Below are 14544 nucleotides of genomic sequence, written 5' to 3' on the forward strand. Positions count from 1 at the left end.
ATTAGCTGAACAACTAAAGAAACAGCAGAAAACAAAAAAGCTTGTAGAAAAAACGTCGTTTTCTCTACAAGCTGAGGATACTCTCCGGAAGAGTATCCTTTTTGTTATAAGGAGAGAGAATAATTCGTACCGTTCCTCAAAAGATATAGAAGAGGTGAAAGCAGATGCTTCAAAAACCGGTGCAGCTTTTGTTGTGGGTGGCCATTTGTTTGCTGGTCCTGTTAACAGTCTACGTCTTTTTTATGCTTGATGTGTTATGGTCGCCCTTTTGGCTCGTCATAAAAACAATCTTTATTCCCTTGATCATTTCCATTTTTATTTCTTATTTATTGCTCCCGGTCACGGAGTGGCTGCACGGCAAAGGACTGCCGAGGACCTTGAGCATCTTGGTGATTTATGTTCTTTTTTTTGGTGGAATTGGCTGGGCGCTGTATAAAGGGGTGCCTGTTTTAATTGTGCAGCTGACGGATTTATCAGAGAATATCCCTATGTTTGCCGATACGTATAACGGGCTCCTTCTTCATGTGCATAACCATACTGATGACTGGCCGGACGGCATGCACCATCGGATAGATAAAATGATCCGCCAGACGGAGGCGTTTTTCGCGGGAGCGATCGAGGGTGCAATCAGCGGAATTCGCAACGTGCTTGATTATTTCATCATTGCGGCAACAATCCCTTTTCTCGTGTTTTATATGGTAAAGGATATTGAGTTGATGAAAAAGACGGTATGGTACTTGACTCCGAAGTCGTGGAGAAAGCGGGGCAGCGCCTTCTTGCGGGATGTGGATGACTCTCTTGGCGATTACGTCCGCGGCCAGCTTCTGGTCTGTTTCATTCTCGGCGTGCTGGCGGGCGTTACATTCTGGATATTTGGGCTTCCATATCCGTTGATCTTAGGCCTAATTTCAGGGATAACGAATGTCATACCTTATTTTGGTCCGTTTATCGGAGCGGTTCCTGCGCTTTTAATTGCGATGACGATCTCAGTGAATGCGATACTTGTTGTGGTGATTACAGTGTTTACTCTGCAGTTTATGGAAGGGAATATCCTCAGTCCGTTCATTGTCGGAAGAAGCCTTAAAATGCATCCTGTCGTCATCATGCTTGCGCTGCTTGCCGGAGGAGAGCTTGCGGGAATCGTCGGGATGATTCTGGCTGTTCCTGCGACGGCTGTTTTAAAAGTGATGATGATCCATTTTTTGCGGATGAGGACGGAGCATTGACATTAACGTGCAGCTTGTCTATAATTTCTCGTAGAATACATACGAATCTCGAGTGACGGATCCGAGTACGCCGAAGCCCTGTTAAAGAGAGAAGCTCCGCAAGCTGAAAGGAGCTTTATCAGAAGATCGGAGGAAGCTAATCCTGAGTGCAGTTAATCACTGCCGCACACCCTGCGTTACAGGGTAAAAGGTGACGGGCGAATGATAAATAAAGCCCGTAATCAGGGTGGTACCGCGAGACAGCTCTCGTCCCTGTGTAAACGTGTGGTTTGCATAGGGGGAGGGCTTTTTTGCTGTCACTAAAGAGAATTTCGATTTTTATAGAGGAGGAAATACAATGAAACACTTAACTTCTGCTGAAGTTCGTCAAATGTTTTTGGATTTCTTTAAAGAAAAAGGACATGCGGTAGAGCCAAGCGCATCATTAGTGCCACATGAGGATCCTTCACTGCTTTGGATCAACAGCGGTGTTGCGACACTGAAAAAATATTTTGACGGCCGTGTCGTTCCGGAAAATCCAAGAATCGTAAACGCTCAAAAAGCGATCAGAACAAACGATATAGAAAATGTAGGTAAAACTGCGCGCCATCATACATTCTTTGAAATGCTCGGAAACTTTTCCATTGGCGATTATTTCAAAGAAGAAGCCATTACATGGGCTTGGGAGTTTTTAACGAGTGACAAGTGGATCGGTTTCGACAAAGAGCTTCTCTCTGTTACGGTTCACCCTGAGGATGAAGAGGCGTATGAGTACTGGGCGAAAAAAATCGGTATTCCTGAGGACAGAATTATCCGTCTGGAAGGGAACTTCTGGGACATCGGTGAAGGACCGAGCGGACCGAACACAGAGATCTTCTACGACCGCGGTGAAGCATACGGAAATGACCCCGAAGATCCGGAGCTTTACCCAGGCGGAGAAAACGACCGTTACCTGGAAGTATGGAATCTTGTGTTCTCTGAGTTCAACCATAACCCTGACGGCACGTACACGCCGCTTCCGAAGAAAAACATTGATACGGGCATGGGGCTTGAAAGAATGGTATCTGTCATCCAGAATGTTCCGACAAACTTTGATACCGATTTATTTGTTCCGATCATCAAAGCAACAGAAAGAATTTCTGGTGAAACATATGGCACAGACAATGTGAAAGATACTGCGTTTAAAGTGATTGCCGACCACATCAGAACGGTCGCCTTTGCTGTCAGTGACGGGGCGCTGCCGTCCAATGAAGGCCGCGGCTATGTCTTAAGACGCTTATTGCGCCGGGCAGTGCGTTATGCCAAAACAATCAACATCCACCGTCCGTTTATGTACGACTTAGTGCCGGTTGTTGCTGAAATCATGGCTGATTTCTATCCTGAAGTAAAAGAGAAAGCGGATTTTATCGCAAAAGTCATCAAAACTGAAGAAGAGCGCTTCCACGAAACTCTTAACGAAGGGCTTGCGATCCTGTCAGAAATGATCAAAAAAGAAAAAGGCAAGGGCAGCAGCGTGATTTCAGGGGCCGATGTGTTTAAATTGTACGATACGTATGGATTCCCAGTTGAGCTGACGGAAGAATACGCCGAAGACGAGAATATGACGGTTGACCATGAAGGCTTTGAAGAAGAAATGAATCAGCAGCGTGAACGGGCAAGAAACGCCCGCCAAGATGTCGGCAGCATGCAGGTGCAGGGCGGCGCATTGCGCGACGTGACCGATGAAAGCACATTTGTCGGCTACTCTCAAACAAAAGCTGATGCCAGTGTCATTGTGCTTCTTCAAGACGGCCAATTCATTGAAGAGGCTCATGAAGGAGACAGCGTTCAAGTGATTCTTGATGAAACACCGTTCTATGCAGAAAGCGGCGGCCAAATCGGCGATAAAGGCTATCTCCGCAGCGAACAGGCAGTGGTAAGAATTAAAGATGTAAAAAAAGCGCCGAACGGCCAGCATGTGCATGAAGGTGTTGTGGAGAGCGGCACTGTTCAAAAAGGCCTGCATGTTACTGCTGAAGTTGAAGACCATATGAGAAGCGGCGTCATTAAAAACCATACGGCAACGCATTTATTGCATCAGGCATTGAAAGACGTTCTTGGAACTCATGTCAATCAGGCGGGATCTCTTGTGACTGAAAACCGCCTTCGTTTTGATTTCTCGCACTTTGGTCAAGTGACAAAAGAAGAGCTTGAACAAATTGAAAGAATCGTAAACGAAAAGATCTGGGCGAGCATCCCGGTCAGCATTGATTTAAAACCGATCGCTGAAGCAAAAGAAATGGGCGCGATGGCTCTGTTCGGTGAAAAATACGGCGATATTGTCCGTGTCGTTCAAGTCGGAGATTACAGTTTAGAGCTGTGCGGCGGATGCCATGTCAGAAACACAGCGGAAATCGGCTTGTTTAAAGTGGCTTCTGAATCTGGAATCGGCGCGGGCACAAGACGGATTGAAGCTGTAACGGGGCAAGGCGCTTACGAAGAAATGAACAGCCAAATTTCAGTATTGAAGCACGCTGCAGACGAGCTGAAAACAAATATCAAAGAAGTGCCGAAACGGGTTGCGGCTCTGCAGGCTGAACTGAAGGAAGCACAAAGAGAAAATGAATCTCTTCTTGCGAAACTAGGCAACGTGGAAGCAGGAGCGATTCTGTCAAAAGTGAAAGATGTTGACGGTGTGAGTGTGCTTGCGGAAAAAGTAAATGCGAAAGACATGAATCATCTCCGCACAATGGTGGACGAACTGAAAGCGAAGATTGGATCTGCGGTGATTGTGCTCGGTGCGGTACAAAACGATAAAGTCAATATTTCCGCCGGCGTAACAAAGGATCTCATTGAGAAAGGCCTACATGCCGGCAAGTTGGTCAAACAAGCTGCGGAAGTTTGCGGCGGTGGCGGCGGAGGCCGTCCGGATATGGCGCAGGCAGGCGGCAAACAGCCGGAAAAATTAGAAGAAGCTTTGACTTCCGTAGAAGATTGGGTGAAATCCGTTTTATAATTTGCCCATGTAGTGTAGAATGATGGTAAGATTAGGACCCCAGGCTGAACTTTGCCTGCGAATTTGGGAAAGAGGTGCAAAACGGTGAGCTCGTTTGATAAAACGATGAAATTTAATTTCTCCGATGATTCTGCTGAGACTAACGTAAATGAAGTGCTGATTACAGTGTATGACGCGCTTCAGGAAAAGGGCTACAATCCAATCAATCAGATTGTCGGATACTTGCTGTCAGGTGATCCCGCTTATATTCCTAGGCATCGTGACGCTCGTAATTTAATTCGCAAACTTGAAAGAGACGAATTAATCGAGGAATTGGTGAAGTCTTATTTAGAACAGCATAAAGAGGCGTAAAAAAAGTATGAGAATATTAGGACTCGATTTAGGAACCAAAACACTCGGTGTTGCTCTGAGCGACGAAATGGGCTGGACTGCTCAGGGCATTGAGACCATAAAGATCAATGAAGCTGAAGGCGATTATGGTTTTTCCCGTTTATCTGATCTGATTCAGGAGTATACTATAGATAAAATCGTGCTCGGCTTTCCTAAGAATATGAACGGAACAGTCGGCCCGAGAGGCGAAGCCAGCCAAACATTTGCGAAAATGCTTGAAACAACGTACAATGTTCCTGTTGTGCTGTGGGACGAGCGTCTTACCACAATGGCGGCTGAAAAAATGCTGATTGCCGCTGATGTTAGCAGGCAAAAACGAAAAAAAGTCATTGATAAAATGGCGGCTGTTATGATTTTGCAAGGATATCTTGACAGTTTAAATTAAAGCCAGGGGTGAAGAAAATGGAACACGGCGAAAATAATATTACAATTGTTGACGATCAAGGAAATGAACAGCTTTGTGAAGTGCTGTTTACATTTGAAAACGAAGAGTTTGGGAAGTCTTATGTGCTGTACTACCCAATGGAAGCAAAAGATGATGAAGAAGTAGAAATTCTTGCTTCCAGCTTCACGCCAAACGAAGGCAGTGAAAACGGTGAGCTACATCCGATCGAAACTGACGAAGAATGGGATATGATTGAAGAAACCCTTAACACATTCTTAGCGGACGAAGACGAAGAATAAAACACCGCGCCAAAGCCGGAGCCATACTGCTCCGGCTTTTTTTATGCTGTATAAGGCCTCTTTCACCCTTGTTTTGTAATAAATTGCCGAAATCCAATGAATCATGTAGTATAAGAGCTGATGGGAGGAGACCTAATGTATATCAATCAGCAAAAAAAATCATTCTTCAATAAAAAAAGAATCATACTGTCTTCCATTATAGTGCTGCTTCTCATCATTGGCGGGGCATTTTTATATGGGAAAACATTGCTTGAACCTGTTGAAAAAGACAGTGAAACGACAGTTAACATCAACATTCCGAGCGGCTCGTCTGTTTCGGCCATCGCATCGATATTGAAGAAAAACGATGTCATAAAAAGCGAGAAGGCATTTCAGTATTATGTCAAATATAAAGGCGCTTCCGGGTTTCAGGCGGGATTCTACCATTTGAATAAAGGAATGGATGTAGATGCCATTATTCATAAGCTGACGAGCGGGGCTACAGGCTATGCATTTCAAATTACGGCAACTGAGGGAGCGCAGCTGACACAAATCGCGGCCGCTATTGCTGATGAAACGAAATACTCTAAAAAACAAGTCATGGCGAAGCTGGACGATGAAACATTTATCAATCAGCTGAAGAAAGAATTCCCGGACACGATTACAAACGATGTTTTCAATAAAAACATTAAGCATCCGCTGGAAGGGTACCTATTCCCGGCTACATACCCTTTTCATGATCCAGACACGTCACTTGAAGACATCATCACGGCAATGGTTAAACAGACAAATTCTTATGTCGAAACATACAAAGCAGAAATGAAGAAAAATAACCTTTCCGTGCATAAGCTGCTGACGATGGCTTCTTTGATTGAAGAAGAAGCGACTGAAAAAGTCGATCGCCATAAAATTGCGAGCGTCTTTTATAACCGCCTGAAGAAGAACATGCCGCTCCAAACAGATCCGACCGTGCTGTACGCGGCAGGCAAGCATAAAGATCGTGTTCTTTATAAGGATTTGGAAATCGATTCACCGTACAATACGTATAAAAACCCGGGATTGACGCCAGGACCGATTGCCAACGCCGGCATGTCGTCATGGGAGGCGGCGTTGCATCCAGATCAAACGGACTATCTGTACTTCTTGGCTAAATCAAGTGGTGAGGTTGTATTTACAAAAACGTTAAAAGAGCATAATAAAGCAAAAGAAAAATACATTTTCTCAAAAAATGAGCAATAAAAGGGGAGCAAAAAGCTCTCCTTTTATTCGCTTTCCGCAAGGTTTTATGATAAAATATATCGGGTTGTTTACCGATGTATCATGACGTATTCAGAGAGTGTCCTGTGTAAAAAGACGGGGGCACTCCTTTTTAGAACGGGAGGCTGTTTGTAGTGACTGACCGGTATGAACAAATAAATGACTATATAGAAGCATTATTGAAGCCTCGGCCGGAAAACGTGAAGAAGCTTGAAGCATATGCAGATGAACATCATGTCCCAATTATGGAAAAAGCGGGCATGGCGGTGCTGCTTCAAATTTTGTCTGTGAAACAGCCGAAAAAAATACTAGAAATCGGAACGGCCATTGGTTATTCCGCCATTCGTATGGCGCTGGAGCTGCCGTCTGCCGAAATATATACAATTGAACGCAATGAGAAACGGCATGAAGAAGCGGTAAACAATATCAAGGAGTTTCAGCTTGATGACCGGATTCATGTTTTTTACGGAGACGCGCTTGAATTAGCCGCCGCCGTTCATGTAACCGCGCCTTACGATGTCATTTTTATTGACGCTGCAAAAGGTCAGTATCAAAACTTTTTTCATTTATATGAACCGATGCTTTCGCCGGATGGGGTGATTTTAACAGACAATGTGCTGTTTAAAGGTCTGGTGGCAGAGGATTACAGCAAAATAGAACCGAAAAGAAGGCGCAGGCTGATAGCAAAAATTGATGAATATAATCATTGGCTGATGAATCATCCGGATTATCAAACTGCGATTATTCCAGTCGGGGACGGACTTGCGATTAGTAAAAAGAAGAGGTGAACGTCATGAAAAAACCAGAGCTCTTAGTAACGCCGACGAGTACGGCGGACATTTTGCCGCTGATACAGGCGGGGGCAACTGCGTTTTTAGTTGGGGAACAGAGATACGGCTTGAGATTAGCCGGGGAATTTTCTCGTGAAGATGTAACAAAAGCTGTAGAGATCGCTCACAAAGAAGGGGCAAAAGTATACGTTGCTGTAAATGCCATTTTCCATAACGATAAAGTGGGAGAGCTTGGCGAATATCTGGCTTATTTAGCGGAAACCGGTGTCGATGCAGCCGTGTTTGGCGATCCTGCCGTGCTTATGGCTGCTCGTGAATCTGCGCCTGACCTGAAGCTTCATTGGAGCACAGAAACGACAGGCACCAACTACTATACATGCAACTACTGGGGACGCAAAGGCGCGGCACGTTCTGTGCTTGCCAGAGAGTTAAACATGGACAGTATGGTGGAGATCAAAGAAAACGCCGAAGTCGAAATTGAAATCCAGGTGCATGGAATGACGTGTATGTTCCAATCGAAGCGTTCTTTGATTGGAAACTATTTTGAATACCAAGGCAAAGTCATGGACATTGAAGGAAAGAAAAAAGAATCGGGCATGTTTTTGCACGATAAAGAACGTGACAATAAATATCCGATTTTCGAAGATGAAAACGGCACGCACATCATGAGCCCGAACGATGTGTGCATCATTGATGAGCTCGAAGAATTGATAGATGCCGGCATTGATTCTTTCCAAATCGACGGTGTCCTGAAAACGTCTGAATACTTAATAGAAGTCACCAAAATGTACAGAGAAGCCATTGATCTGTGTGTGGAAAACCGTGACGAATATGAAGCGAAAAAAGAAGACTGGATCGAACGCATTGAAAGCATCCAGCCAGTAAACAGAAAAATCGATACCGGATTCTTCTTCAAAGAAACGGTTTATTAATCAAAAGGAGGTTAAGCTATGACTGCCGTAAATGATAAGATATCCAAAATTGTCAATGGTAAGCGTGTGATTACGAAAAAGCCCGAGCTTCTCGCACCCGCGGGTAATCTTGAAAAGCTGAAAATTGCTGTTCATTACGGAGCGGACGCGGTCTTTATCGGAGGACAGGAATACGGTCTGCGCTCGAATGCCGATAACTTTACGATCGAAGAAATTGCAGAAGGCGTAGAATTCGCGAAACAATATGGCGCAAAGATTTACGTGACGACGAATATTTTCGCCCATAATGAAAACATGGACGGGCTAGAAGAATATTTAAAAGCGCTTGGAGACGCCAACGTCGCCGGTATCATTGTGGCAGATCCGCTTATTATCGAAACATGCCGCAGAGTGGCGCCGAATGTTGAGGTTCACTTGAGCACGCAGCAGTCTCTTTCAAACTGGAAGGCTGTCCAGTTCTGGAAGGAAGAAGGCCTTGACCGCGTTGTGCTTGCACGTGAAACAAGCGCTCTCGAAATCAGAGAAATGAAAGAAAAGGTAGATATCGAAATCGAATCCTTTATTCACGGCGCGATGTGTATCGCATATTCCGGCCGCTGCGTGTTGAGCAATCACATGACAGCGCGGGATTCCAACCGCGGAGGCTGCTGCCAGTCATGCCGCTGGGATTATGATCTGTATCAAACAGACGGTGCCAACGCCGTCGCTTTGTATGGTGGAGAAGATGCGCCATTTGCAATGAGCCCTAAAGATTTGAAACTGATTGAATCCATTCCGAAAATGATCGAAATGGGCATCGACAGCTTAAAGATCGAAGGACGCATGAAGTCAATTCACTATGTAGCGACAGTTGTCAGCGTATACCGCAAAGTCATTGACGCTTATTGCGCTGATCCGGATCACTTTGTGATTCAAAAAGAATGGCTTGAAGAGCTTGATAAGTGCGCCAACCGGGACACTGCGACAGCTTTCTTTGAAGGAACGCCAGGCTATGAAGAGCAAATGTTCGGCGAGCACGCCAAAAAAACGACGTTTGATTTTGTCGGCTTGGTGCTGAATTATGACGAAGACACACAAATGGTCACGCTTCAGCAGCGTAATTTCTTCAAAAAAGGCGACGAAGTGGAATTTTTCGGTCCGGAAATTGAAAACTTTACACATACGATTGAAGCCATTTGGGACGAAGACGGAAATGAGCTAGATGCTGCCCGCCATCCCCTGCAAATTGTCAAATTCAAACTAGACAAAAAGATTTATCCGAGCAACATGATGAGAAAGGGGAAGTAACAACCCATGGGTAAGAATCCAGTAGTCATTGGAATCGCAGGAGGTTCCGGTTCAGGAAAAACGAGTGTTACACGGTCCATTTATGAACAATTTAAAGGACACTCGATTTTAATGATCCAGCAAGACCTTTATTATAAAGACCAAAGGCATCTTCCATTTGAAGAAAGGCTGAACACAAACTATGATCATCCGCTTGCGTTTGATAATGACTATTTAATCGAGCATATTCAAGATCTATTGAATTACCGCCCGATTGAAAAGCCGATTTACGACTATAAGCTTCACACACGTTCAGAAGAAACGGTTCACGTAGAGCCAAAGGATGTTATTATCCTTGAAGGCATTCTTGTTCTTGAAGACAAAAGACTCCGTGATCTGATGGATATCAAGCTTTACGTGGATACAGACGCTGACTTGCGTATCATCAGACGGATTATGAGAGATATTAATGAGCGCGGCCGCTCTATTGATTCTGTCATTGAACAATATGTGTCAGTTGTCCGCCCAATGCATAACCAATTCGTTGAACCGACAAAACGATACGCTGATATTATTATCCCGGAAGGCGGACAGAATCACGTCGCGATTGATCTGATGGTCACGAAAATACAGACCATCCTTGAACAAAACGCGATTTTGTAATACCATAGCATAGACATAAATAACTCTGACCATATTATGTATAGGCAGGAAGGGGATGTGCGAATTCCCTTCTTTCCCTGTTTATAAACGCGAAATATTTGCAGAACGACAAGATTCAGTTTAAGATAAACAGTACCTATATGGGAGAGAAGAACGAGGACTGCCCTGTGTTCTCATTCTTGTATTTTTTAGTTTATGCTCTCATACATAATCGAAGATGTTGAGGGACAACCAGAAGGAGTGAAGGGACATGGCACAAGAGAAAGTTTTTCCTATGACTGAAGAAGGAAAACAAAAACTTGAACAAGAATTGGAATATTTGAAAACGGTTAAACGAAAAGAAGTAGTAGAGCGCATCAAAATTGCGAGAAGTTTCGGAGACCTTTCCGAGAACTCTGAATACGATTCAGCAAAAGAAGAGCAGGCATTCGTAGAGGGCCGTGTAACGACTCTAGAAAATATGATCCGCAATGCGAAAATCATTGAAGATGACGGCGGCTCTAACGTTGTCGGTTTGGGTAAAACGGTTACTTTCGTCGAATTGCCTGACGGTGAAGAAGAATCATATACAATCGTTGGAAGCGCTGAAGCTGATCCGTTTGAAGGGAAAATCTCAAACGACTCACCGATCGCAAAAAGCCTGCTGGGCAAAAAAGTCGATGATGAAGTCACAGTTCAAACACCGGGCGGAGAAATGCTCGTGAAAATTGTGAAAATTTCATAATATCCGTTTAGCGGATAAACACCTCGTCCACAATGTGGGTGAGGTGTTTTTTTATGAAGATATCGAAACGAATGAAGCTGTCAGTCATCGCTTTTTTGATCGTGTTTTTTTTGCTGTTGCTGCGGCTGGCGGAAATCCAGCTGTTTTTCACCGAATCATTTTCTAAAAGGAAAATCAATTTGATCCAGGAAAGTGTGAAACAGCGGACGGAGGAAGTGCTCATTTCTGACGGAAGAGGTTCCTTTTTAGATCGAAACGGGCAGGCGCTGACCGGCAAAAGCGAGCCTGCAGTTGTTTTGTTCCCTTTTCTGCTGACGCAGGATTGGCCGATCAAAAAAGTTGCGGCAATCCTCGGCATGGCTGAAGATGAATTGCACAAGACACTCACAAAAGCAAAAAAACCGGTCATTTTGCATCAAAGGAAAATCAAAACACTTTCGAAACAATCCATTACAAAAATCAATTCTTTGAAATATCCCGGCATTTACGGCGTATATATGGAGAATGAAGACAAGCCAAGCCTTGCTTCACATACGATAGGAAACACAAATCAAGATCCGGCGCTTCTCCGGAAGAAATATCCGGACCAGGAGAACCTCCCGATTACAACGAAAATCGGAACAACCGGCTTAGAACGGACATTCGATGAGTTTTTGCTTCCAGAACAAGATACAAAACTTTTATATCATGTGGACGGAAGAGGAAATCCTTTGTTTGGCATGGACGTCAAATATACAGCTGAAGCCAATACGTTTTATCCGCTCCAGGTCAAAACAACGATCGATCAAAGCATTCAAAAAGCGATGGAGGAGGTATTGGATGAACAGGGGCTGAAAAAAGGAGGAGCTGTACTGCTGGACATCGAAAATAGCAGTGTTCTGGGAATTGTAAGCAAACCGAATGCGGATGTGTCCCGGCAAAACACGCTTCAAAATTACATGCTGACGCCAATCTATCCCGGTTCTGTTTTTAAAACAGTCATTGCCGCAGCTGCAATCGAAAATGATACGGTGAAGCCGAGTCAAACCTTTAATTGCAATTTAAACCTGTATGGGGAATCGGGCGACGACAAAGGAACCTTGTCTTTTGATGAAAGTTTTGCCCAGAGCTGCAATTACACATTTACGAGTCTTGCAGAACAATTAATGAAAAAAGACAGCTCGGTTATTGAAGATATGGCAGAAAAGCTGGCTCTCACAGATCGGGCAGGCTGGGAAGGAAAACTGTATCACGAATCAAATTTCCGTCAGTTGTATAATGAAAAAAGCGGCGTGGTTTGGGGGGATGAAAAAGACAAATCAGTCAAAAAAGCCATTGCGCAAACAGCGATCGGGCAGAAAAATGTGAAGGTAACGCCGCTCGAGGTAGCCAATATGATGGCGGCCATCGCCCGTGGCGGAGAAAAGCGGCAGGTGAAAATCGCTGAACAAATTGAATATAAAAACGGCACAACGCTCGCCAAGTTTAAAGATCAGAAGCTCAGCGGAGAAACGATAGACAAATATACGGCACAGCAGCTTCAAAAAATGCTGCGGCGGGTGGTGGAATCTCCTTCCGGAACGGGCAGAAGGTTTCAAGATCTTCCGTATACTGTAGCAGGGAAGTCAGGCACAGCCCAGACAGGCAAGCTTTCAAAAGAGCAAAAAGCACTCTATGAAAAATGGTTTGCCGGATATTTTCCGGCTGATAAGCCGAAATACGCTCTTGTCGTTTTACACATGGATACGCCGGGAGATAAGGCTCTGACAAATTCCGTGTTTTATGATATTGTTAAAAAAGTACACGAAATTGAAATCAATCAGAAATAGAACAACTTCTCAGCACATGGTAAAATATATGCTGAGCCAAGAGGGATAAAGGAGTGCAGAATTATTGAGCAATAATCAATCTCGTTATGAAAACCGTGATAAGCGCAGGAAAACTAATTTAGTGCTTAACATTTTAATTGCAATCGTATCCATACTAATCGTCGTGGTAGCAGCTAATCTCTTCATTAACAGTCCTTCTAGCAAAGATGTCAGCAAGGATTCTGAAACGGCGCAAAAACAAGAATCTCCGGCTTCAGGAAAGACGGAAAAGAAATCGGATGAAGATATAAAAGACAACAAGAAAGATACATCTGACAGCGAAAAGGATGCTGAGAAGTCTTCTGATTCAGACTCAGATTCGAAAAAAGATGACTCTTCTAAAGGTGATGACTCTGATTCCGATTCAGACTCAAGCTCAGATGACCCGCTTAAAGACGCAAAAGTAACAGAAGGCGGCTCATCAAGCGATGTGGAAAAAACGTATGAAAATTCTGATTGGAAAGCAGTCGGAACTGAGCAGACGGGCGAACATGCCGCCACTTATGACTCAAGCTCACAAGACTGGGCTGAGATGCTGAAAGCCATTTCATATGCAACCGGTGTTTCAAAAGATAACATGACGGTGCTCTGGCTTGGGAATAACGGCAGCCCTCAGGATGCCAAAGGCAAGATTTTAGACAAGACGACCGGAGATAAATATCAAGTCACGATTACATGGGTTGATGACAAAGGCTGGAAGCCGACAAAAGTAGAAAAACTAAAATAAACAAAGCAGCCGGTCTAGAACCGGCTGCTTTTGTTTTAGGCTTCAGCTGCGAAATGAACAACCGCGCTGTACAATATTCTACCGTCTGCCACAGCGGTCTGGTGTGAAACAGACTTCACCCGGAGCATGATGGCTTTATTGTTTTCAATTTGTGTATTGATTTTCTTTTCAAGCTCCTGCAATGAAGCCGCTTCGAAAAATTCCACTTTGTCTTTTATCAAATCTAATTGAAAATTCATCTCTCGGCCCTCCAGCTTTCACAAGTCATATGAAGTATAAGCTTTTTTGCCGTAAACGCGCAATATCGTTGGCATAAAATACACAAAGTGTTTTAGTACCTCCTTTTCAGAAGATGTGGTATGATAGGAACTGTTCCATCATTAATTCATAGTATACTTATAGGAATTATAAAATATGGAGTGTGACAAATATGGGACGTGAATTTATCCCTCTTTTTGAAGATTGGGCAGCAACTTATGATCAAACAGTACAAGGTTTTGATGTTCAGTATAAAGAAGCGTTCAGAGGCTATGTTGATATTCTTCATGCGATCGTCAGCAGGTCTGGAACACATGTGTTAGAATTTGGCCCGGGGACGGGGAATTTGACAGCTAAGCTTTTGGAGGCGGGCAAATCTGTATTTGGAATCGAACCCTCTCCCGCAATGCGCAAATTGGCTTCTGACAAGCTTTCAGGCAGGGTGGAAATCGTTGACGGAGACTTCTTGACATTTCACGAGCCTCCATTTCAGGCTGACACAATTGTCAGTTCATATGCTTTTCATCATTTGACCGACGAAGAAAAGCGGGCTGCCATAAAGCAATATGGCAAATACCTTCACTTGCATGATAAAATAGTGTTTGCCGATACCGTCTTTGAAGATGCGCAAGCGTATCAACAGGCTATTGATAAAGCCCGTTCTCAAGGCTTCTATCAGCTGGCAAATGATTTAGAGACGGAGCATTATCCCACATTGGATGCGTTGAAAGAGATGTTTACAGCTGAAGGTTTTGCAGTTCAATTCACTCAGCAAAACGATTTTGTGTGGATAATGGAGGCGATCAAACGGTAAAGTGAAGGGAAT

Annotated in this window: 16 protein-coding genes; 15 read left to right on the plus strand and 1 reads right to left on the minus strand. The window is 44.1% G+C overall.

Annotation, left to right across the window (positions count from 1 at the left end; all coding sequences use genetic code 11):
- The 14 genes from ACY3LV_RS18260 to ACY3LV_RS18325 all read left to right on the plus strand — a co-directional run.
- Positions 1-250, plus strand: a 250-nt coding sequence (locus tag ACY3LV_RS18260) for a hypothetical protein (RefSeq protein WP_464864270.1), incomplete at its 5' end; no start/stop codon positions are given.
- Complete coding sequence (locus ACY3LV_RS18265) at positions 165-1226, plus strand: AI-2E family transporter (RefSeq protein ID WP_087992264.1); 1062 nt, start codon at positions 165-167, stop codon at positions 1224-1226. The genes ACY3LV_RS18260 and ACY3LV_RS18265, both read left to right, overlap by 86 nt.
- A gap of 337 nt (positions 1227-1563) precedes the next feature.
- Positions 1564-4200: an alanine--tRNA ligase gene (gene alaS / locus ACY3LV_RS18270; protein WP_333561361.1), complete on the plus strand. Its 2637-nt coding sequence runs from the start codon at positions 1564-1566 to the stop codon at positions 4198-4200.
- An 84-nt stretch (positions 4201-4284) separates the two neighbouring features.
- The gene (locus ACY3LV_RS18275) at positions 4285-4551 is read left to right on the plus strand and encodes an IreB family regulatory phosphoprotein (protein ID WP_003225903.1); all 267 of its coding nucleotides are present in this window, start codon (positions 4285-4287) and stop codon (positions 4549-4551) included.
- Between the two features lie 7 nt (positions 4552-4558).
- Positions 4559-4975, plus strand: coding sequence for a Holliday junction resolvase RuvX (gene ruvX, locus ACY3LV_RS18280; protein ID WP_087992262.1), 417 nt, complete (start codon positions 4559-4561; stop codon positions 4973-4975).
- Positions 4976-4992: 17 nt separating this feature from the next.
- Positions 4993-5274 carry a DUF1292 domain-containing protein gene (locus tag ACY3LV_RS18285; RefSeq protein WP_087992261.1) on the plus strand — a complete coding sequence of 94 codons (282 nt, stop codon included), beginning with the start codon at positions 4993-4995 and terminating at the stop codon, positions 5272-5274.
- A 135-nt stretch (positions 5275-5409) separates the two neighbouring features.
- On the plus strand, positions 5410-6492 hold the full coding sequence (mltG, locus tag ACY3LV_RS18290; protein ID WP_202327081.1) for an endolytic transglycosylase MltG: 1083 nt from the start codon (positions 5410-5412) through the stop codon (positions 6490-6492).
- Between the two features lie 152 nt (positions 6493-6644).
- Positions 6645-7298 (plus strand): O-methyltransferase, encoded by a 654-nt coding sequence (locus tag ACY3LV_RS18295; protein ID WP_148962197.1) that lies wholly within the window; start codon positions 6645-6647, stop codon positions 7296-7298.
- Positions 7299-7303: 5 nt separating this feature from the next.
- Positions 7304-8233: a peptidase U32 family protein gene (locus tag ACY3LV_RS18300; protein WP_087992258.1), complete on the plus strand. Its 930-nt coding sequence runs from the start codon at positions 7304-7306 to the stop codon at positions 8231-8233.
- A gap of 18 nt (positions 8234-8251) precedes the next feature.
- Complete coding sequence (locus tag ACY3LV_RS18305) at positions 8252-9520, plus strand: peptidase U32 family protein (RefSeq protein ID WP_087992257.1); 1269 nt, start codon at positions 8252-8254, stop codon at positions 9518-9520.
- 6 nt (positions 9521-9526) lie between these two features.
- Positions 9527-10162, plus strand: a complete 636-nt coding sequence (gene udk, locus ACY3LV_RS18310; protein ID WP_464864271.1) for a uridine kinase — start codon at positions 9527-9529, stop codon at positions 10160-10162.
- Positions 10163-10412: 250 nt separating this feature from the next.
- Positions 10413-10886 carry a transcription elongation factor GreA gene (greA, locus tag ACY3LV_RS18315; protein ID WP_010327863.1) on the plus strand — a complete coding sequence of 158 codons (474 nt, stop codon included), beginning with the start codon at positions 10413-10415 and terminating at the stop codon, positions 10884-10886.
- A 53-nt stretch (positions 10887-10939) separates the two neighbouring features.
- Positions 10940-12694, plus strand: a complete 1755-nt coding sequence (locus ACY3LV_RS18320) for a penicillin-binding protein 2 (RefSeq protein WP_333561357.1) — start codon at positions 10940-10942, stop codon at positions 12692-12694.
- Between the two features lie 64 nt (positions 12695-12758).
- On the plus strand, positions 12759-13460 hold the full coding sequence (locus ACY3LV_RS18325; RefSeq protein ID WP_148962148.1) for a YrrS family protein: 702 nt from the start codon (positions 12759-12761) through the stop codon (positions 13458-13460).
- Positions 13461-13495: 35 nt separating this feature from the next.
- On the opposite strand, the gene ACY3LV_RS18330 is transcribed toward ACY3LV_RS18325, so the two are convergent.
- On the minus strand, positions 13496-13699 hold the full coding sequence (locus ACY3LV_RS18330; protein WP_003225924.1) for a YrzA family protein: 204 nt from the start codon (positions 13697-13699) through the stop codon (positions 13496-13498).
- A gap of 191 nt (positions 13700-13890) precedes the next feature.
- Here ACY3LV_RS18330 and ACY3LV_RS18335 point away from each other — a divergent pair, with 191 nt between their 5' ends.
- Positions 13891-14532, plus strand: coding sequence for a methyltransferase domain-containing protein (locus tag ACY3LV_RS18335; protein WP_333561356.1), 642 nt, complete (start codon positions 13891-13893; stop codon positions 14530-14532).
- Positions 14533-14544 lie beyond the last annotated feature (12 nt).

This window comes from Bacillus sp. 11C (genome assembly GCF_055486375.1).